17 protein-coding genes are annotated in these 18,941 nt (G+C 71.2%); 12 read left to right on the forward strand and 5 right to left on the reverse strand.

Going from position 1 to position 18,941, the window contains the following annotated elements:
• Nucleotides 1-30: 30 nt before the first annotated feature.
• Nucleotides 31-996: a helix-turn-helix transcriptional regulator gene (locus tag AWQ71_RS15300; protein WP_067133313.1), complete on the reverse strand. Its 966-nt coding sequence runs from the start codon at nucleotides 994-996 to the stop codon at nucleotides 31-33.
• A 52-nt stretch (nucleotides 997-1,048) separates the two neighbouring features.
• Here AWQ71_RS15300 and AWQ71_RS15305 point away from each other — a divergent pair, with 52 nt between their 5' ends.
• The 4 genes from AWQ71_RS15305 to AWQ71_RS15320 all read left to right on the forward strand — a co-directional run bounded on the left by AWQ71_RS15305 (nucleotide 1,049) and on the right by AWQ71_RS15320 (nucleotide 4,879).
• Nucleotides 1,049-2,194 carry an epoxide hydrolase family protein gene (locus AWQ71_RS15305; protein WP_067133316.1) on the forward strand — a complete coding sequence of 382 codons (1,146 nt, stop codon included), beginning with the start codon at nucleotides 1,049-1,051 and terminating at the stop codon, nucleotides 2,192-2,194.
• A gap of 197 nt (nucleotides 2,195-2,391) precedes the next feature.
• Nucleotides 2,392-3,687, forward strand: coding sequence for a sensor histidine kinase (locus AWQ71_RS15310; protein WP_084258910.1), 1,296 nt, complete (start codon nucleotides 2,392-2,394; stop codon nucleotides 3,685-3,687).
• A 151-nt stretch (nucleotides 3,688-3,838) separates the two neighbouring features.
• The gene (locus tag AWQ71_RS15315; protein WP_067133817.1) at nucleotides 3,839-4,282 is read left to right on the forward strand and encodes a MarR family winged helix-turn-helix transcriptional regulator; all 444 of its coding nucleotides are present in this window, start codon (nucleotides 3,839-3,841) and stop codon (nucleotides 4,280-4,282) included.
• A gap of 237 nt (nucleotides 4,283-4,519) precedes the next feature.
• On the forward strand, nucleotides 4,520-4,879 hold the full coding sequence (locus tag AWQ71_RS15320) for a DoxX family protein (RefSeq protein ID WP_067133322.1): 360 nt from the start codon (nucleotides 4,520-4,522) through the stop codon (nucleotides 4,877-4,879).
• A gap of 58 nt (nucleotides 4,880-4,937) precedes the next feature.
• Here AWQ71_RS15320 and AWQ71_RS15325 read toward each other — a convergent pair whose 3' ends face one another.
• Together AWQ71_RS15325 and AWQ71_RS15330 are read right to left on the reverse strand one after the other, a co-directional pair.
• Nucleotides 4,938-6,092: a sensor histidine kinase gene (locus tag AWQ71_RS15325; RefSeq protein WP_067133325.1), complete on the reverse strand. Its 1,155-nt coding sequence runs from the start codon at nucleotides 6,090-6,092 to the stop codon at nucleotides 4,938-4,940.
• Nucleotides 6,089-6,745: a response regulator transcription factor gene (locus AWQ71_RS15330; RefSeq protein ID WP_067133328.1), complete on the reverse strand. Its 657-nt coding sequence runs from the start codon at nucleotides 6,743-6,745 to the stop codon at nucleotides 6,089-6,091. The genes AWQ71_RS15325 and AWQ71_RS15330 overlap by 4 nt, the downstream gene beginning before the upstream one ends.
• A gap of 184 nt (nucleotides 6,746-6,929) precedes the next feature.
• Between AWQ71_RS15330 and AWQ71_RS15335 the strand changes: the two genes are divergently transcribed.
• The 4 genes from AWQ71_RS15335 (at nucleotide 6,930) to AWQ71_RS15350 (ending at nucleotide 13,863) form a co-directional block, all read left to right on the forward strand.
• The gene (locus AWQ71_RS15335) at nucleotides 6,930-8,387 is read left to right on the forward strand and encodes a putative glycosyltransferase family protein (protein ID WP_245658300.1); all 1,458 of its coding nucleotides are present in this window, start codon (nucleotides 6,930-6,932) and stop codon (nucleotides 8,385-8,387) included.
• A 157-nt stretch (nucleotides 8,388-8,544) separates the two neighbouring features.
• Nucleotides 8,545-8,988, forward strand: coding sequence for a CBS domain-containing protein (locus tag AWQ71_RS15340; RefSeq protein WP_067133331.1), 444 nt, complete (start codon nucleotides 8,545-8,547; stop codon nucleotides 8,986-8,988).
• Nucleotides 8,989-9,037: 49 nt separating this feature from the next.
• Nucleotides 9,038-12,742, forward strand: coding sequence for an FHA domain-containing protein (locus AWQ71_RS15345; RefSeq protein ID WP_067133334.1), 3,705 nt, complete (start codon nucleotides 9,038-9,040; stop codon nucleotides 12,740-12,742).
• A gap of 161 nt (nucleotides 12,743-12,903) precedes the next feature.
• Nucleotides 12,904-13,863, forward strand: a complete 960-nt coding sequence (locus AWQ71_RS15350) for a D-2-hydroxyacid dehydrogenase family protein (RefSeq protein WP_067133337.1) — start codon at nucleotides 12,904-12,906, stop codon at nucleotides 13,861-13,863.
• Between the two features lie 129 nt (nucleotides 13,864-13,992).
• Here AWQ71_RS15350 and AWQ71_RS15355 read toward each other — a convergent pair whose 3' ends face one another.
• Nucleotides 13,993-14,895 carry an SDR family oxidoreductase gene (locus AWQ71_RS15355; RefSeq protein ID WP_067133340.1) on the reverse strand — a complete coding sequence of 301 codons (903 nt, stop codon included), beginning with the start codon at nucleotides 14,893-14,895 and terminating at the stop codon, nucleotides 13,993-13,995.
• Nucleotides 14,896-15,023: 128 nt separating this feature from the next.
• Between AWQ71_RS15355 and AWQ71_RS15360 the strand changes: the two genes are divergently transcribed.
• The 4 genes from AWQ71_RS15360 to AWQ71_RS15375 are packed head-to-tail and all read left to right on the forward strand — an operon-like array spanning nucleotide 15,024 to nucleotide 18,464.
• Nucleotides 15,024-15,785, forward strand: coding sequence for an enoyl-CoA hydratase family protein (locus AWQ71_RS15360; RefSeq protein ID WP_067133343.1), 762 nt, complete (start codon nucleotides 15,024-15,026; stop codon nucleotides 15,783-15,785).
• Nucleotides 15,786-15,799: 14 nt separating this feature from the next.
• Nucleotides 15,800-16,654: a CoA transferase subunit A gene (locus AWQ71_RS15365; RefSeq protein WP_067133823.1), complete on the forward strand. Its 855-nt coding sequence runs from the start codon at nucleotides 15,800-15,802 to the stop codon at nucleotides 16,652-16,654.
• Entirely contained in the window at nucleotides 16,651-17,403 is a 753-nt protein-coding gene (locus tag AWQ71_RS15370; RefSeq protein ID WP_067133345.1) for a CoA-transferase subunit beta, read from the forward strand. Before AWQ71_RS15365 ends, AWQ71_RS15370 begins: the two co-directional genes overlap by 4 nt.
• Nucleotides 17,403-18,464 (forward strand): NAD(P)H-dependent flavin oxidoreductase, encoded by a 1,062-nt coding sequence (locus AWQ71_RS15375; RefSeq protein WP_218001812.1) that lies wholly within the window; start codon nucleotides 17,403-17,405, stop codon nucleotides 18,462-18,464. Before AWQ71_RS15370 ends, AWQ71_RS15375 begins: the two co-directional genes overlap by 1 nt.
• A 65-nt stretch (nucleotides 18,465-18,529) precedes the next feature.
• Here AWQ71_RS15375 and AWQ71_RS15380 read toward each other — a convergent pair whose 3' ends face one another.
• Nucleotides 18,530-18,907, reverse strand: a complete 378-nt coding sequence (locus tag AWQ71_RS15380) for a VOC family protein (RefSeq protein ID WP_067133347.1) — start codon at nucleotides 18,905-18,907, stop codon at nucleotides 18,530-18,532.
• Nucleotides 18,908-18,941: the final 34 nt, after the last annotated feature.

Below are 18,941 nucleotides of genomic sequence, written 5' to 3' on the forward strand. Positions count from 1 at the left end.
AGCCGGACAGCCGGTCGCCGGGGTGGAGTGTCAGGTGGGCGGGTGCGGCCGGGCCGCGTCGACGAGGCGGGTGCCGAGCGCGTGGATGTGCTCGACGAGTTCGGGCGGTTCGTGCACCTGGAACGGGACGCCGAGTTGCGCGATCCACATGGCCAGTTCGTCAAGGGAGTTCGAACCGGCGGTGAGCTCGCAGGTGCCGTCGTCGGCCGGCTCGACCGCCGCCATCGTCGGCGGCATCCGGGCGGCGATGACGTCGGCCGGGGCGTGCACCGTGAACCGGCCGCGGTAGCGGTACGGGTCGACGGAGATCCGCTCGGAGACGTAGCGGACGAGGTCGGCACTGGGCGGCTCGCGGGGCGTGAAGCGCGGCCCGTTCGGGGTGTGCAGGCGCAGCCGGTCGACGCGGAACGTGCGCCAGTCGCCCCGGCCGGTGTCCCACGCCACCAGGTACCAGCGGCGACCCGAGTTCACCAGCCGGTACGGCTCGGCGGTGCGGCGGTCCTCGGTGCCGTTGTGGGAGCGGTAGTCGAACCGCAGGCTTTCCCGGTGGCGGACGGCCGCGGCGATCGCGGTGAGCACGGCCGGATCCACGGCCGCGGCCCGGCCCGCCAGCGGGACCGTGACCGACCGCAGGTCGCCGACGCGGTGCCGGAGCCGGGACGGGAGGACCTGCTCAAGCTTGGCGAGGGCGCGAACCGAGGTCTCCTGGATGCCCGCCACACCGGAGACGGCGGCGGTGCCGAGTCCGATGGCGACCGCGACCGCCTCGTCGTCGTCCAGCAGCAGCGGCGGGAGTCCGGTGCCGGCGCCGAGCCGGTAGCCGGGTGTGCCCGCGGCGGCGTGCACGACGTAGCCGAGTTCGCGTAGCCGGTCGATGTCGCGGCGGATCGTGCGGTGCGAGACCCCGAGCCGGTCGGCCAGCTCGGCGCCCGGCCAGTCCCTGGGGGTCTGCAGCAGCGACAGCAGTCGCAGCAGTCGCGCGGAGGTCTCCAGCATGATGCCGATCCTAGGACCGAACCTGTCCTAACCGATATCTACCGTGGCAGACATGAACAACGACCTGCGAATCACCCCGTTCCGGATCGACATCCCGCAGGCGCAGCTGGACGACCTGCACGGTCGGCTGGCGGCGGCCCGCTGGCCGGACGAGCTGCCCGGTGTGGGCTGGTCCTACGGGGTCCCCGTCGGCTACGCGAAGAAACTGGCCGAGTACTGGCGCACCACTTTCGACTGGCGGGCCGCCGAGGCGCGACTGAACGCCTTCGCGCAGTTCACGACCCCCGTCGACGGGCAGAACATCCACTTCCTGCACGTCCGCTCGCCCGAACCCGACGCGCTGCCGCTGATCATCACGCACGGCTGGCCGGGCTCGGTCGCCGAGTTCTTGAAGGTCATCGGCCCGCTCACCGACCCGGCGGCGCACGGTGGCGACCCGGCCGACGCCTTCCACGTCGTCGCCCCGTCGATCCCCGGGTTCGGCTTCTCCGGTCCCACCACCGAGACCGGCTGGGACCTGCAGCGGGTCGCGCGGGCGTGGGCGGAGCTGATGGACCGGCTCGGCTACCGGCGGTACGGCGCGCAGGGCGGCGACAGCGGCGCGGTCATCGCGCCGATGCTCGGCCGCGCCGCGCCGCAGAACGTCGCCGGCGTGCACGTCAACGGCGCGCTCGGGTTCCCGACCGGCGACCCGGCCGACTTCGAGGGGCTCACCCATGCGGAGCTCGCCCGCCTCGGCCAGTACCAGGATCAGGACCGGGCCGGTTACGCGATCATCCAGGCGACCCGGCCGCAGACCCTCGCGTTCGGGCTGCACGACTCGCCCGCGGCGCAGCTGGCGTGGATCGTGGAGAAGTTCAAGGAGTGGACCGACCCGGCCCGCGAACTGCCCGAGGACGCGGTGGACCTCGACCAGATGCTCACCGACGTGAGCATCTACTGGTTCACCCAGACCGCCGCCTCGGCCGCCCGTCTCTACAAGGAAGGGCAGAAGGGCTGGGGAGCGGTGGCCGAGTACTCCGCGCTGCCGCACGGCGTGGCCGTCTTCCCCGGCGACGCCGGGGTCCGGCGGATCGCCGAGCGCGAACACAACGTCGTGCACTGGTCGGAGTTCGGCCGCGGCGGCCACTTCGCCGCGATGGAGGCCCCCGACCTGCTCGTCGAGGACGTCAGGGCCTTCTTCCGCCCCCTCCGATGAGCTCCTGCCCCCCGGCGGCCACCGCCGCCGGGGCCCACGTCGGATCGACGTCAGAAGGTGAGCGCCGAATATCGCACTAATTATTCTCTTTTGGGATTGAATCTCCCATTAACGGAAAAAAGCTGTCCTAGTGTGGCGATGTCATGGCCCCTGTGCGCATATGGCAGCGATGCTCCATCAGAACCCGCTTGACGGTGATGACGACCGCCGTCATGGCGCTGATCTGCACTGTCATCGCGGCGCTCATCCTGGTGAACGTACGGGACAATGTCCGGGAATACTCCTCGAAGGACCTCGTCGCCAAGGCCGTGCAGATCAGTCAGGAGGTACGCCAGAAGGGCACGGTCTCCCACCTCCCCAAGGATCCGGACACCGCGATCCAGGTGTTCGACCCCTCCGGCGCTCTCGTCGCGGCGACACCGAACGTGGCGAACGCGCCACCGATGACGATGCTGATCTACCGCGCCGACAACATCGCGACCAGTGACATCTGCACCCTGCGGGCCTTCCCGGGCGAGTGCAAGATCGGCGTCTATTTTCCCTTCCACGTGTCCGACGGGATCTGGCGGCTCCATATGGTCGTCTCCGACGTCCCCTGGTACATCAGCCCCCGTTTGCTGGGCCTGCTCATCGGGGGCTGGCTCCTGCTGGTCGGGGTCACCGCCCTGGCCGCCTACCGGGCCGTGAGCAGCACGCTCGCACCGGTGGACGCGATGACGTCCAAGCTGGCCGAGATCACCGGTGGCGACCTGAGCCAGCGGGTGCCGGTGCCCTGGTTCCACGACGAGCTGCGCCGGCTCGCGGAACGGGCGAATCAGACGTTGGACCGGGCGGAGCGCGCGGTGGAACAGCAGCGCCGTTTCGCCTCCGATACGTCCCATGATCTGCGCACCCCCTTGACCGCCATGCACACCGAGCTCGATGAGGCGCTCCTCCATCCTGAGGAGACCGACTGGCCGCGCACCGCGCGTACGGTGCTGGGCAGCCTGGAACGGCTGCAGGTCATGGTCGCCAGCCTGCTGGACATCGCGCGCCTGGACGCGGGCGCTCCCAGGCGACGCGAACCCGTCGACCTGGCCGAGCTGGTGAAGTCCGAGCTGGTACGGCGGGCACGCAAGGTCACGGTGACCGAGCAGCTCACCCCCGGCGTGGTGGTCGACGGCGACCCGCTGCACCTGTCCCGGCTCCTGGGCAACCTTCTCGACAACGCGGAGCGCCACGCCGAGCGCAACGTGACGGTCGAGGTCGCTCGCGATGACGGATCAGCGGTGCTCGAAGTGGTGGACGACGGCGACGGCATCCCGCCCGATCAACGAGAGATCGTCTTCCAGCGTTTCGCCCGGCTGGACGCCTCACGGAGAAAGGACGCCGGGGGCACCGGCCTCGGCCTGCCGATCGCCCGGCAGATCGCGGAGAGCCACGGCGGCACGCTCACGATCGGCGACTCCCCGCGCGGTGCCAGGTTCGTGCTCCGTCTGCCGTTGCGCTCATGAAGCGCACGGCAGGCCGACGGTCCGGTGCCCGGCCCCACGCCCCGGGGTCTCACTGAGTGGAATGCCTTGCCGCACGCGCTGTTCCGGGAATCGTGCCAGGCGTGGGATAGTTCAGGGGGTGAAGCAAGCGGGGCGGGGAGTCGTGGCGGAGATGCGAATCGAGTGGCCGGACCCAGAGGGCCAGGAGATCGTGGAGCGTCTGTTCGCCGTGGCGGTCGCCCTGCGCGTGCACTTCGAGGAGACCGCCGCCGATGTCGGGCTCACCGTCCCACAGGCTCACACGCTGATCCACCTCCAGGAGCCCCAGCGCATGGGGGAGGTGGCCGCATATCTGCGCTGCGAGCCCTCCCACGTGACCGCGATCGCCGACTCCCTTGAGCGGTGCGGCCTCCTGCGGCGGGAACCGGACCCGGAGGATCGTAGGGCCAAACGGCTTCTCCTCACAAGTAGCGGACAGCAGCTCAGGGATCGCCTCGTGGCCCGCCTGTTCGAAAGTGCGCCGATCATCTCGGTGCTCGATGCCGACCAACGGATCGAGTTGCTGTCGCTCCTGCGTACGGCGCAGTCAGCGGCCGGTTCCGACATCCGGCACTGAACCTCCGAGGGCGGCCGAAGCGGTTCGCCCTCTCTTCGTCCCGTTTCTGCCGGCTCGATGCCGTCGGCAGCGCCACCGGCGGCTGAGCGCTGCCTGACAGCCGTCGCCTCACCGGCCCTGCGCGTCGTGCGCGTATCGCCGCTGATCGTTCCCGGTGGGGCCCTGTTGGCGCCCGAAATAACTTCTGATAGAAAACAGTTCATTCACTGAAGTAATCTCTGTGAGGAGACCATCACCATGTTCATCGCCGCCGCCGCCGCCGTCCTGTCCGTCCTGCTGGCCCTCGCCTTTGCCGGAGCCGGCTTCCCGAAGGTCTCCGGCAAGGGCGACATGGCGGCTCAGCTCGGCAGACTCGGGGTGCCCGCCGGGCTCATGCGCGTCATCGGCGCACTGGAGATCCTCGGAGCCGTCGGCCTGGTCGTCGGGCTGTGGATCGGAGTGCTCGGCGTCGCGGCCGCGGCCGGTCTGGCGCTCCTGATGGCCGGCGCCGTCGCCACTCACATCAAGGCTCGCGACACCGCCAAGAGCAGCTTGCCGTCGCTGGTTCTGCTGGTGCTCAGCGCGGTCGCGGCCGCTCTCGGCCTGGCCGCCCTCTAAAGGGCGAAGTCGGTTCGGGCCTGGTACGAAGGCCGCAAGACCGGACGGTGGCGGGACGTCAGGCGCTCACCTGCGGCAGCTCGACGGCGATCGTGAGGCCGCCCTCCTCGCGGGGTTCGGCGGCCACGGTGCCGCCGTGCGCCTCGGCGACCACCCGGACGATGGACAGCCCGAGCCCGCTGCCCCGGTCGGAGCGCAGCCGGTCGCCGTGCAACCGCCGGAACGGTTCGAAGATCGTCTCGATCTCGTACGGCGGTACGGGCAGGCCGGTGTTGGACACGACCAGCTCCACCCGGTCGGTCCGCCGCCGGGTGGACACCCACACCTCGCCGCCCGTGTGGTTGTGCCGGATCGCGTTCTCCACCAGGTTCTGCACGAGCCGCTCGACCAGGACGGTCTCGCCCGCGGTGGGCGCGGGGTCGAGCAGCCGGTGGACGGTCACGCCCTGCTCCTTGGCCTCGCCGGCGGCCAGGTCGAGCACGTGCTCGGCCACGTCGGCGAGGTCGAACGGCCGCCGGTCGAGCACCTCCCGCTCGCCCTCGGCCAGGGCGAGGAGGCCGTTGATCAGCCGTTCGTGCCGGGTGTTGACCACGAGCAGGGACTCGCCGAGCCGCTTGACGTCCTCGCTCGCGTCGGACCGCCGGACCGCCACGTCCACCAGCGTGCGGTTGATGGTGAGCGGCGTGCGCAACTCGTGCGAGGCGTTGGCGATGAACCGCCGCTGACCGTCGAACGAGCGGGACAACCGGGCGAGGACGATGTCGATGGTGTCGGCCAGCTCCTTGACCTCGTCGTCCGGCCCCGTGTGGGAGATGCGTTCGGTGAGGTCGTGGCTCTGGGCGACGCGCACCGCGCGCGCCGTGACCGACCGCACGGGGAGCATCGTCCATCCGGCGGCCCGCCAACCGACCGCCGCCGCCAGCCCGCCGCCCGCGAGGACCGCGACGCCGCCCCAGACCAGCACGTTCTTGATCGCGTCGGCCTGGTAGACACGCCTGACCTGCGCGACCCGCTGCCCGGCGATGTAGTACTCGTCGGTGCCGGGCCAGATGGTGCGCCCCGCGGCGTTGATGTGCCCCGGCTGCCGGAGTCCGTCGCGCGGTTCCAGGCTCTGCCGTACGACGAAGGCGAGCACCGCGACCAGGATGAGGCCGACGAGGACGAAGACTCCGCCGCACGCGAGGGCGAACCGGAGCCGGACGCTGCTCTTCACGGGATTCGGTACCCCGCTCCGGTGACGGTCTCGATGACCGGCGGGTCGCCGATCTTGCGGCGCAGCTTCATCATCGTGGTGCGCACCGTGTTGGTGAACGGGTCGATGTGCTCGTCCCACACCTTCTCCAGCAACGTCTCGGCGGAGACCACCGCCCCGCGGGCGCGCAGCAGCTCGGCCAGCAGGCCGAACTCCTTGCGCGCCAGCGGCACGTAGCGCCCGTCCCGGAACGCCTGCCGGTGCGCCCAGTCGAGGCGGATGCCCGCCCGCTCCAGGATCGGCGGATCGGCCGCCCGGACCCGGCGGCCCAGCGCGTGGACCCGGGCCACCAGCTCCTCGAACGCGAACGGTTTGGGGAGGTAGTCGTCGGCCCCGAGGGAGAGGCCCGCCACCCGGGAGCGCACGTCGGCCGACGCGGTGAGCATGAGGATGCGCACGGGCACGGCGTCGGCCACCACGGCCCGGCACACCTCGTCGCCGTGCATGCCCGGCAGGTCCCGGTCCAGGATCAGCACGTCGTAGTCGTTGACGCGGACCCGTTCCAGCGCCGCCTCCCCGTCGTAGGCGACGTCCACGGCGAGCGCCTCCCCGCGCAGCCCCTCCGCGATCGAGTCGGCGAGCATCCGCTCGTCCTCGGCGACCAATACCCGCAACGTGCCCCCTATGTCATGCGATGCCGTCGAGCTGTTCGTCGAAATGCCGTCGAATCGCGCCACCATGCCATCCACGCCATAACGCGGACATAACCAGATCAGGTGACGCCGAGTTTAGCGATCATCGGTTTCAGTTCTCCTCTGATGCCGGGAACCGCCCGGCCCTGGATCAGGGGGACCATCCATGCTCACGTCACCGGGTGGCGTCCAGACAGAACAGACCGAACCCGTCACGGAGGGCGTCACGGAGGGCGTCACGGAAAGCGGTGGCGCGCGCCACCGCCTGCGCCGGGCGCTCAGCTCGGGTCACAGCCTGTTCGTCGTCGTGATCACCCTGGCGGCGGCGCTGCGCGCCGTCGTGATGCTCGGCTACACCACCGCCCAGCTCTACTGGTACGACTCGTTCACCTACCTGGACACGGCCGTCCATCTGAAGCCCGGCGGCGCGTTCCATCCCGCCGGCTACTCGTTCTTCCTGCGGCTGCTCTGGCCGTTCCACAGCGTCTCGCTCGTGGTCGGGCTGCAGCACGTCATGGGGCTCGGCATGGGCCTGATGATCTATCTCCTGCTGCGCCGCCGCTCACTGCCCGCGTGGGGCGCGACGCTGGCCACGGTGCCCGTGCTGTTCAACCCGTCGTTCCTGCGGCTCGAACACTCCGTGCTCTCCGACACCCAGGTCACGTTCCTCGTCATCGCCGCGCTGACGGTCCTCATGTGGCGGGCGAAGCCCTCGGTGCGGTCCGCCGCCGTGGCCGGGGTGCTGCTCGCGGTGGCCGGGCTCACCCGGACGGCCGCGGCGCCGCTGCTCGCCCTGTTCGTGCTCTACCTGGTCCTGCAGCGGGTCGGATGGCGGCACGTGGTCGCGCTGGCCATCGCGGGGACGCTGCCGCTCGCCGCCTACGCGGGCTGGTATCAGCAGCACCACGGGCGCTTCGCGCTCAGCGGCTCGGACGGAGTGGCGCTGTGGGCACGCACCATGACGTTCGCCGACTGCTCGAAGATCAAGCCGCCGGCCGAGGAGGCGCGGCTCTGCCCGAACGGCACCGTCGTCGACGCCGCCGGTGAGTACGTGTGGGCCGCGGACGCCTCGCTCAACCGGCTGCCCGGCGACCGCTTCTCCCACAACGACCTGGCCAGGTCCTTCGCGCTGCGCGCCATCGCCGCCCAGCCGCTCGACTACCTGCGCGAGGTCGTCTCCGACGCGTCGCTCGCCTTCGCGTGGACGCCCGTGAGCCACCCGAAGCGGGTCGTCCCGGCGCTGTCGCTTCCGGTCGGCTCGTGGCCGCTGCCCTCGTTCCCGCTCATCCACCAGGTCCGGGTGGAGTACGACCCCGCCATCCGCGGGATGGCGTCCGTCGCGCCCTACGACGCGTTCTTCGCGGCCTACCGTTTCCCGAACGTCCTGCACGGCCCGCTGTTCGGCGTGGTCCTGCTGCTCGGCGGCCTCGGCGCGATCGGGCGGCGGCGTCCGGCGCTGCTCCCGTGGACGGCGGCGATGTTCCTGTTCGTCGGGCCGATCGCCGCGCTCGACTTCGACCATCGCTACATGCTGCCCGCGGTCCCGATCGCGTGCATCGCCGCGGCGCTGGGCGCGGCGAGCCTGTGGCGTGCCCGCCGCGGCCGCCGCGCGACCGCTCGGTGAAGCGCCGGTGACCAGTACACCCACTGGCCACGGGCCGGCCGTGCCCGGTGGCTGTACCCGGCATTCGTAACGAATTCGTGGTCGCGGACGATTGTTCTGGATGAGCGGCCAGGTATCCGATTGTGCGGGACGACCGCGGGGCGGACCTGGAGGTGGCGTGCTCGTAAGCGACGTCATGACGGCGTTCCCGGCCTACATACGGCTCGGCGCGACCATCCGGCGGGCGGCTGAGTTGGTCAGCGTGTCGGAGGTCGGTCAGTTGATGGTCCTGGACCACGACGGCCGGTTCGCCGGGTCACTGTCCGAGGAGGACCTGGTGCGGGCCATGCTCCCCGGCTTCGACGACGTGACCGCCGCCGGCGGCACGCTCGCCGACGCGTTCCGGGTTTTCCTGGAGCGGGGCCGCGCCCTCGCCGACCGCGTCATCGACCCTCTCGTCGTGCGCGACGCGGCGACGGTCCGGTCGATCGACGAACTCGCCCGGGCGGCGATCGTGATGGTCGACCGCGGGATTCGACGGCTTCCCGTGGTCGACGACGGGACCCTCGTGGGCACGTTGTCCCGGGCCGATCTGTGCCGTGCGGTGATCTACCATTCCTGAACTCCGGCTGATTCTCACCGATCGGCACACCCGGGAGACCGGCGAGCGGGTGTGTGCGCTGCCGGCCACTCTCGGCCGGGACAGCGGTGCGGCGGCGGTGGTGCTGGACGACGGCGCCGTCTCCCGGCGCCACGCGCGGCTGGAGATCGTCGACGACCATCTGGTGATCACCGATCTCGGCAGCTCCAACGGAACCTACGTGAACGACACCCGGGTGACGCGCCGGGTGCTCGTCCCCGGGGATCGAATGCGCATCGGCCGATACGAGCTGACGTGGACGTTCCTCGATCCGGAGGCGACGGCGCTCGTCGATCCGGACCAGCTGACCGTGCTGCGGCCGGTCGCGCCGCCGCGCGTCGCCGCACGACGCGTGGTGGAGGCCGCCGAGGCGCACAACCGGCAGGTCGGGCACGAACTCGACGGCTTCCTGTCGCTTGCGCACGGATTCCTGCCGGCCGAGCTGCCATTGCCGGCCTTCCCGGAATCGCACCGAGCCTGGGACGAGATGACCGACCGGCTCCCCGGCCTGTTCCGCGGGCTGTCGCTGCGCCGGGCGTTCGACGCGATGCCGGTGCTCGACGCCCGGCCCGAGGCGTTGCCCGACCGATACCTGCTACGCGCCTCGACGCTGCTCGGCGTTTTCGCCCACGCCTATCAGTACATGGCGATCGATCCGCCGGCCGCTCTGCCCGCGTCGCTGCTGCGACCGTGGACCACGGTCTCGCGTCGGCTGGGTAAGAAGATCCCGGCCGTCTCCTACATCGATCTGTTCTTCTACAACTGGCGGCTGCGCGATCCCGCCGGGCCACGGGCGCTGGACAACATGGACCTGCTCGTGCCGACCTGGAACAACGCGGCGGAGCGGGTGTTCTACCTGGTCACCACCGAATTCGCGATGGGGCTCACACCCGTGCTGGGCGCCATGCTGGATGCGCAGGAGGCCGTCGTCGCGGACGATCCGGCCGCCTTGGAGAGCGCGCTCCTGGTGATCCTCGACCGGCTGCGGCACGTCACCCAGGCCATCTATCCGAAGATCGATCCCAACCCCCGCGGCCGCGATCCGCTCGACCAGGTGCTGTGGGCCAAGACGGTCGGCACCGCGGGCGTCCCGATCTTCGACGGCGCACCCAGTCCGAGCGGCACCGCGCAACCGCAGATCCACGCGCTGGACGCGTTTCTCGAGCGCCGCGATTACGGCTCGCTGGTCGGGCGACAGAGCGTCTACCTCGCCGGATTCTTCCCGCGGCACTGGCGGGAGCTGGTGGCCGCGTTACGCGAGGTGTCGGTGCGCCAGTACGTCGAGGACACCCGCAACAGCGCTTTGCGCGGCATCTACAACGCCATGCTCGACGCCTATGTGGGCGACCGCGGCTGGATGGGTCTGCATCGCATCAAGGCGTACGGCTTCCTGGAGGTGGCGTTCAAGGTCGGCCGGCAGGTGACGACCGGCGCCCGTTTCACCGGACTGTTCAAGGACCGGACCTGGGACAAGGTGGACGGCGAGCTGGCCGTCGTCCGCGACGAGCGCCGCCCCCCGGTGGGTCCTCCGGTGGTCTTCGGGACCGCTCGTCGGGGCCGTGTCGTCACCGGAGCGTCCGGCGCCTGGACCTGCTACCTGGAGATCGACGTCACCGGGCAGGGCGTGCACCACTTGCCCGGTGACCGGGTCGGCGTGCTGGCCGAGAACGACGACGAGCTGGTGCGCCGCACCGTCGTCGCCCTGCAGGCGACCGGCGATGAGCTGGTACGGCTCACCCCGGAGTGGCGAGCGGCGGTGGCCTGCCGGGCAGGCTACAGCGAGGCCGACGTGCTGCCGCTGCGGACATTGCTGCGCTTCGCCCGGCTCCGGCCGGTCGGACGGGAGGTGGCGAAACGGCTGGTGAAACTGACGGCCGTGGGTTCGTGGCAGCGAGTGGTGGACGCCCGTATGGAAGACCAATGGGAGCTGTGGGACGTCCTGAACTTGTTGTACGCGGGCGGATACGACGTCACCCGGCTGTGGAAGGCCGATCCGCGCGAGGACGACGCGTTCTGCGCGGTGATTCCACCCGAGCCGTTCCGGCTGTACTCGATCGCCTCGGCGCCGCCGCCCGGCGAACCGGCCACCACGCTGCAGTTGGTGGTCGCCGGCCTCGACTACACCTCCGCCCGGACGCCGTGGTCGTACCCGCGGGAACGGCAAGGCACGGCATCGCATTTCCTGCGCCGGGCGAGCGTCGAGGGCCGGCATCGGTTGTCGCTGCAGATCGTCCCCACGCCCCGGTTCCGGCTGCCGGCCGATCCGGCCCGGCCCGTCGTCATGTTCGCGGCCGGCTCCGGGATCGCCCCGTTCCTGGGGTTCGTCGCGGCGCGCACCGGGTCGGGCGAGAATCGGCTCTATCTGGGGATCCGGACGCCGGAGGAATTCGTCGAACGCACAGACGTGGACGCGGCGGCGGCCGCGGGCCGGCTGAGACTCTCCGTCGCGTTCTCCCGCGCCGACGCCGCGATCGGATTCGACGGCCGGCGCCATGTCGTCCACACCGGACAGCGGCGCCGGGTGGACGACGTGATCCGCGCCGAGGCGGACGCGCTCTGGGAGCTGTTGCGGTCCACCGACGACGGCGGTCGCGGCGCGTTCGTCTACGTCTGCGGCAGCGCGCGGTTCGCCGTCTCCGTGCTCCAGGCGCTGACCGACATCGTGCCCGGAGACGGACGCGAATTCCTCCGCCAACTGGTGGCCGACGGACGTCTGGGCCAGGACGTCTTCACCACCTATCTGGGTCACGCGCAGCAGGGGCCCCGCTTCGAGGTGTCGGATCTGGCGCAGCACAACACCGCCGAGGCGGGCTACTGGATGGCGATCGGCGGCGCGGTGTTCGACGTCAGCGAATTCCTGCACCTGCACATCGGCGGGCCGCACATCATCCGTAATCACGTCGGGCTCGACGCGACCGCGGCGTATCGAAAAGTGCTGCACCACGCGCACGCCGAGATCGACGCCCAACTCGCGATGTACCAGATCGGCCATCTGCGCCGGCTGCAGTTCGGCGCGCGGTGGGGCGTGGTGCTCACCGAGGACGGTCTGCGCGCGCTGCCGCTGGAAGAACTGTTCCGGACCTGGGTGCGGTTCGTGTACCTGCTGGCCGGCATGGAGAACGCGTTGACCGCCGACTACGGATTCACGACGTCGGTCACCACTTCGGGCGAAGATCCACGGGAGCTGACGCCCTTCAAGGCGCAGTACGTCCTCGAGGCGCACCGGCGGTTCCTGGTGAGCTATCTGGACGGACTGGTGCACGAGGATCTACGGACCCTGTGGCAACTCACCGTCGGCTTCTGCGACCCGCATCTGGACATCCGCTCCTTCGACACCGATCTCGCCGCCATGTCCGCGCGGCCGGATGCCGGGCTGGCCCGGCATTCCGTATCCGCCGTCAAGGAGCTCCTGCTCGCCGGGGACGACTTCCGGCGGGTAACGGCGCTGTGCCGCATCTACGCGCACGTCGACGTCCAACTGCTGCGCGACCTGAAAACCGCTGTGCTGGCAGGAATTCGGGCGTTCGAGATCCATGAGGCCGACGTCGTCGAGCAGGCGGGAGCCACGCTGCTGAACGCGGTGCGCGAGGCGCTCGCTGCGGTCTCGGCCTACTACGAGCGCATTGCCGAGCAGACCCGTGGCCAGGGCGTCACCGCCGACGACCCGGCCGAGGAGAGGATCCCGGCCGACCGGGGCCTGCCCGGCCACGGTGGTCCACTACCGCTTCCCGATTGACGCTCGATCGCGACAAGGGATCAGCGGCGCCGGTCCACGGGCCCGTGTATCGCCGGTACGGTGACCGGCGCGGCCGTCGACCGTGGTGTGATCGGACTGCCGATGGCTCCCGGCCTCGGCGCCACTACGACCGACCAGCACGGACTACGGAGACAACTGACATGCGACTGCGCTGTGCCGTCCTCGACGACTTCCAAAACGCCGCCCTGGACTCGGCCGACTGGAGTTCGCTCGAGGACCGCGTCGAGGTCGTCATCTTCCGCGAGCACATCGCCGACGAGGACGAACTCGCTGCCCGCCTGGCCGACTTCGACATCGTGGTCACCCTGCGCGAGCGGGTCCTGTTCCCGGCCACGCTGCTGGACCGGCTGCCCCGGCTCAAGCTGCTCATCGCCTCCGGCATGCGTAACTCGGTCATCGACTACGCGGCCGCCGAGCACAACGGGGTGACGGTGTGCGGCACCGCCAGCTCCTCCACCCCGCCGGTGGAGCTGACCTGGGCTTTGCTGCTCGGCCTGGCCCGCAACCTCGTCACCGAGAACAACGTGCTGCGCGCGGGCGGCCCCTGGCAGTCCACCGTCGGCGCCGACCTGTGCGGCCGCCGGCTCGGCCTGCTGGGACTGGGCAAGATCGGCAGCCGGGTGGCCCAGGTGGGCCTGGCATTCGGGATGCAGGTCAGCGCCTGGAGCCAGAACCTGATCAAGGAGCGGGCCGACGAGGTGGGCGTGGAGCTCGCCGCCTCCAAGGAGGAGTTGCTGGCCGGCAGCGACTTCGTCTCCATCCACCTCAAGCTCAGCGACCGCACCCGCGGCCTGGTCGGCGTGGCGGAACTCGCCCTCCTGAAGCCGACCGCCTACCTGATCAACACCTCGCGAGCGGCCATCGTCGACCAGGACGCGCTGCTCGACGCGCTGCGCGCGGGCCGGATCGCCGGCGCCGGCCTCGACGTCTTCGACACCGAGCCCCTGCCCACCGGCCACCCGCTGCGCTCCGCGCCCCGGCTGCTCGCCACCCCGCACCTCGGCTACGTCTCGCAGGCCAACTACGCGACGTACTACAGCCACGCCGTCGAGGACATCCAGGCGTTCCTCGTCGGCGAACCGGTGCGCCGCCTCGGCTGACCGGATGCCCCGGCCGGTGCCAGTGGTGGCAGGGCCGTCTGCGGCAGAAGCGCGTACGTGGCCGACAATCCAGCGATAGGTGCAGCCGCGAAAGGCCGGCGGCGGTGCCGGGTCCGGTGCCGCCAGGGGTCAGGCGCCGTAGACGGGCTCGGGGCGGGCGGCCTCCTTCAACAGGCCGCTGATCTCCGGGCCCAGCTCGGCGGGGTCCCAGCGGACGCCCTTGTCGGTGGCCGGGCCATGGCGGAATCCCTCCATCACGCAGATCCGGCCGCCCTCGACCTCGAAGACGCGGCCGGTCACGTCCCTGGACTCGGCCGAGCCGAGCCAGGCGACCAGCGGGGAGACGTTCTCCGGGGCCATCGCGTCGAAGGCGCCCTCCTCCGGCGCGGCCATCGTGGCGGCGAAGACCTCCTCGGTCATCCGGGTGCGCGCCGCCGGGGCGATGGCGTTGACGGTCACGCCGTACCGGCCGAGCTCGGCGGCGGCGACCAGGGTGAGGCCGACGATGCCCGCCTTGGCGGCGGAGTAGTTGCCCTGGCCCACGCTGCCGAGCAGGCCGGCGCCGGACGAGGTGTTGATCACCCGGGCGTCGGGCCGCCGGCCCGCCTTGGACTCCGCCCGCCAGTGCAGGCCGGCGTGCTTGAGCGGCAGGAAGTGGCCCTTCAGATGGACCCGCATGACCGCGTCCCACTCCTCCTCGGAGAGGTTGACCAGCATGCGGTCGCGCAGGAACCCGGCGTTGTTGACCAGCACGTCCAGCCGTCCGAAGCGCTCCAGGGCGGTGGCGACCAGCGCGCGCGCCCCGGCGTCGGTCGCGATGTCGGAGGTCTCGGCCACGGCCTCGCCGCCGAGCGCGCGGATCTCCTCGACCACCTGCCGCGCCGGGCCGTCCGAGCCGCCGTCGCCGGACCGGCTCACGCCCAGGTCGTTGACGACGACCTTGGCGCCCTGCCGGGCGAACTCCAGGGCGTGCGCGCGGCCGAGGCCGCGCCCGGCGCCGGTCACGATGACGACGCGGTCCTTGCAGATCATCCTCAGCTCTCCCTTTTTCTGCCTGTCGTCCGCCTGCTCGCGGCGACGCCCGGGACGGCGAGCCGTGTCCGGGGACGGTCCCTTCTGCTACTTTCATTTCTAACAAATGTTTGGTGGAAAGGTAGCGCATGGGAATCTCCACCAGGAACCATGGCAACGGCATCGCCGAGGTGGTCGTTGACGCGCCGCCCGTCAACGCGCTGACCGTGCGCGGCTGGTTCGACCTCGCCGACGCCGTACGGAAGGCCGGGCGGGAGCCGGAGACCCGCGTCGTCGTGCTGCGCGCCGAGGGCCGCGGGTTCAACGCCGGCGTGGACATCAAGGAGATGCAGGCGACCAGCGGGTTCGACGCCCTGGTCGGCGCCAACCGGGGCTGCTACGCCTCGTTCTCCGCGGTGTACGAGTGCGAGGTGCCGGTCATCGCGGCCGTGCACGGTTTCTGCCTGGGCGGCGGGGTCGGCCTGGTGGGCAACGCCGACATCGTGGTCGCGTCCGAGGACGCGTACTTCGGGCTGCCCGAGGTGGACCGCGGCGCGCTCGGCGCGGCCACGCACCTCGCCCGGCTGGTCCCGCAGCACCTGATGCGGGCGATGGTGTACACCTGCCGGACCGTCACGGCGGCCGAGCTGCACGCGCACGGCTCGGTGCTGGAAGTGGTGCCGCGCGACCGGCTCAGGGACGCGGCCTTCGCGGTCGCGGCCCAGATCGCCGGCAAGGACCCGTACGTGATCCGCCGGGCCAAGGAGTCGCTGAACGGCATCGACCCGGTCGACGTCCACCGCAGCTACCGGTTCGAGCAGGGCTTCACCTTCGAGCTCAACCTCATGGGCGCCGGCGACCGCCACCGTGACGACTTCGTCTCCGAGGGAGGAGCGGTGAGCGACCGGTGAATACCACCAAGATCATGACGATCGGGGAGATCGTCGGGTCGCTGGAGAGCGGCATGACGATCGGCATCGGTGGCTGGGGCTCGCGGCGCAAGCCGATGGCCCTGGTCCGCGCGATCTACCGCTCCTCCCTCAAGGACCTGACGATCGTGTCGCTGGGCGGGGCCGACGTGGGCCTGCTGTGCGCCGCCGGCAAGGTCCGCAGGGTGGTCGCCCCCTTCGTGACGCTGGACTCCGTGCCGCTCGAACCGCACTTCAGGGTGGCCAGGCAGAGCGGCGCGGTCGAGTTCGCCGAGTACGACGAGGGCATGTTCATGTTCGGCCTGCTCGCCGCCGCGCACCGGCTGCCGTTCCTGCCCACCCGGGCCGGGCTCGGCTCGGACGTCCCGCGGGTCAACCCTGACCTGCGCACCGTCCGCTCGCCGTACGACGACGGGGAGGAGCTCCTCGCGGTGCCCGCGCTGACGCTCGACGCGGCGCTGATCCACATGGATCGGGCCGACACGCGGGGCAACGGCCAGTACCTCGGCCCCGACCCGTACATGGACGACCTGTTCGCCAAGGCGGCGGGCCGCTGCTACGTGAGCTGCGAGCGGCTGGTCGGCCCCGGCGAGCTGGACGGGCCACCGCAGACGCTGCTCGTCAGCCGGATGCACACGGCCGGAGTGGTGGAGACCCCGAACGGCGGCCACTTCACCGACTGCGCCCCCGACCGCGCGAGGGACGAGGCGTTCCAGCGGCACTACGCGACGTCGGCGGCCGACCCGGAGGCGTGGGCGGCGTTCGCCGAGCGGTTCCTGAGCGGGGACGAGGCGGCCTACCAGGAGGCGGTCCGCCGCTGGCGCGAGGAGCAGGAGGAGAGGGCACGATGAGCGCGACCCGTGCGGAGATCTGCGTGGCCGCCTGCGCCGAGGCGTGGCGCGGCGACGGCGAGGTCCTGGCCGCGGCGATGGGCACCTGCTCGATCCTGGGCGCCCGGCTGGCCCGGCTCACCTTCGAGCCGGGGCTGCTGACCACCGACGGCGGGGCGATGCTCACCGCCGAGCCGGTCCCGTTCGGCGCGCCGGCCGGGCCCGCCGAGGGCTGGATGCCGTTCCGCGACCACCTGTGGCTGGTGCAGAACGGCCGCCGCCACGTGATGATGGGCGCCTCCCAGATCGACCGGTTCGGCAACACCAACATCTCGGCCGTCGGCGCCTGGGATCGGCCGAAATCCCAGCTCCTCGGGGTACGCGGCGCCCCCGGCAACACGATCTGCAACCCGACGAGCTACTGGATCCCCAAGCACTCCACCCGGGTGTTCGTCCCCAAGGTGGACATGGTCAGCGGCGTCGGCTACGACCGCGCGGCCGAGCTCGGCCCGGTGGCGTCCCGTTTCCACGGCCTGCGCCGGGTGGTCACCGACCTCGGCGTGTTCGACTTCGGCACGCCGGACGGCGCGATGCGGCTCGTCTCCACCCATCCCGGCGTCACGGTCGAGGAGGTCGCCGCCGCCACCGGGTTCGATCTCGTGATCGACGGCGACGTGCCGGAGACCCGGCAGCCGACGGACGAGGAACTGCGGCTGATCCGCGAGGTGCTCGACCCGAGAAGCCTGCGCGACCGGGAGGTCCGGACGTGATCGAGCAGGTCCTGGACACCCCGCTGACCCGGCTCACCGGGGTACGCCACCCCGTCGTGCAGACCGGTATGGGCTGGGTGGCGGGCCCGCGGCTGGTGTCGGCGGTGGCGGACGCGGGCGGCCTCGGCATCCTCGCCTCGGCCACCATGACGCTCGATCAGCTCGCCTCGGCCATCGCGGAGGTCCGCTCGCGCACCGACGCGCCCTTCGGCGTGAACCTGCGCGCGGACGCCGCGGACGCGGGTGACCGCGTCGACCTGTTGATCAAGCACCGGGTGACGGTCGCCTCGTTCGCGCTCGCCCCCCGCCAGGAGCTGATCGCCAGGCTGAAGGACGCCGGGATCGTGGTGATCCCCTCCGTCGGGGCGCGGCGGCACGCGGAGAAGGTCGCCGCCTGGGGCGCCGACGCCGTCCTGGTCCAGGGCGGCGAGGGCGGCGGCCACACCGGAGCGGTCGCCACCACCCTGCTGCTGCCCCAGGTCGTGGACGCGGTCGACATCCCGGTGATCGCCGCCGGCGGCTTCTTCGACGGGCGCGGCCTGGCCGCCGCCCTCGCGTACGGCGCGGCCGGCGTGGCCATGGGCACCCGCTTCCTGCTCACCCGGGACAGCTCCGTCCCGGACGCGGTCAAGCGGACCTACCTCGGCACGTCGGACACCGTGGTCACCCGGCAGGTGGACGGCATGCCGCATCGGGTGCTGCGCACGCCGCTCGTCGACGCGCTGGAGCGGTCGGGGCGGGTGAGCGGGCTGGTCCGCGCGGTGCGCAACGCCGCGAGGTTCCGCCGCGTCTCCGGGATGTCCTGGCCCGGGATGATCCGCGACGGGCTGGCCATGAAACACGGCAAGGAGCTGACCTGGTCCCAGGTGCTGATGGCGGCCAACACGCCCATGCTGCTCAAGGCGGCCATGGTGGACGGACGCCCCGACCTCGGCGTGATGGCCTCCGGCCAGGTGGTGGCGCTCATCGACGACCTGCCCTCCTGCGAGGAGCTGATCGACGGGATCGTCACCCAGGCCGCGGGGGTCCTGCGGGGCCTCGGCGCCAACCTGGCCGGCTGAGCCGCCGCCGGCGATGGCCGGTGCGCCCCTGGGGCGTACCGGCCATTCTCAGGCGTGCCGTCGGGTCAGTACGGCAGCTGCTGCAGCGTCCAGCCGTTGCCGTCCGGGTCGGAGAAGGCGGCGTAGGAGACGGTGGGCTTGCCGGGCGCGCTGAGGTCCTCCACTTCGGCGATGTCCACCCCGCGCTCGACGAGCAGGGCGCGGGCGGCGTGGATGTCCTTCACCACCAGGTGCAGGGCCTTGACCGACCCCGGCGGGGTGTCGATCATGCCGGCCCCGAACGAGATGGAGCAGGCCGACCCCGGAGGCGTCACCTGTACGACGCGGAACGCGCCGTTGCTGAAGTCCACGTCGCAGACGAACCCCAGCTTCTCCGTGTAGAACTCCTTCGCGCGGTCCACGTCCGAGACGGGGATCGGCACCAGTTCGAGCTTGAAGTCCACGGCACGCCTTCCTGACTTCGATGATCGCGGGCGA

It is taken from the genome of Microtetraspora malaysiensis (assembly GCF_001528665.1).
Classification (GTDB): Bacteria; Actinomycetota; Actinomycetes; order Streptosporangiales; family Streptosporangiaceae; genus Microtetraspora_A; species Microtetraspora_A malaysiensis.

Bases quoted from the DNA above. Each gene is read 5' to 3' on its own strand.
- AWQ71_RS15320 (WP_067133322.1), top strand. From the start codon at position 4,520: ATGTTCATCGCCGCCGCCGCCGCCGTCCTGTCCGTCCTGCTGGCCCTC.
- AWQ71_RS15355 (WP_067133340.1), bottom strand. From the start codon at position 14,895: ATGATCTGCAAGGACCGCGTCGTCATCGTGACCGGCGCCGGGCGCGGC.
- AWQ71_RS15315 (WP_067133817.1), top strand. From the start codon at position 3,839: ATGCGAATCGAGTGGCCGGACCCAGAGGGCCAGGAGATCGTGGAGCGT.
- AWQ71_RS15370 (WP_067133345.1), top strand. From the start codon at position 16,651: ATGAGCGCGACCCGTGCGGAGATCTGCGTGGCCGCCTGCGCCGAGGCG.
- AWQ71_RS15300 (WP_067133313.1), bottom strand. From the start codon at position 996: ATGCTGGAGACCTCCGCGCGACTGCTGCGACTGCTGTCGCTGCTGCAG.
- AWQ71_RS15365 (WP_067133823.1), top strand. From the start codon at position 15,800: ATGACGATCGGGGAGATCGTCGGGTCGCTGGAGAGCGGCATGACGATC.
- AWQ71_RS15310 (WP_084258910.1), top strand. From the start codon at position 2,392: ATGACGACCGCCGTCATGGCGCTGATCTGCACTGTCATCGCGGCGCTC.
- AWQ71_RS15335 (WP_245658300.1), top strand. From the start codon at position 6,930: ATGCTCACGTCACCGGGTGGCGTCCAGACAGAACAGACCGAACCCGTC.
- AWQ71_RS15305 (WP_067133316.1), top strand. From the start codon at position 1,049: ATGAACAACGACCTGCGAATCACCCCGTTCCGGATCGACATCCCGCAG.
- AWQ71_RS15360 (WP_067133343.1), top strand. From the start codon at position 15,024: ATGGGAATCTCCACCAGGAACCATGGCAACGGCATCGCCGAGGTGGTC.
- AWQ71_RS15350 (WP_067133337.1), top strand. From the start codon at position 12,904: ATGCGACTGCGCTGTGCCGTCCTCGACGACTTCCAAAACGCCGCCCTG.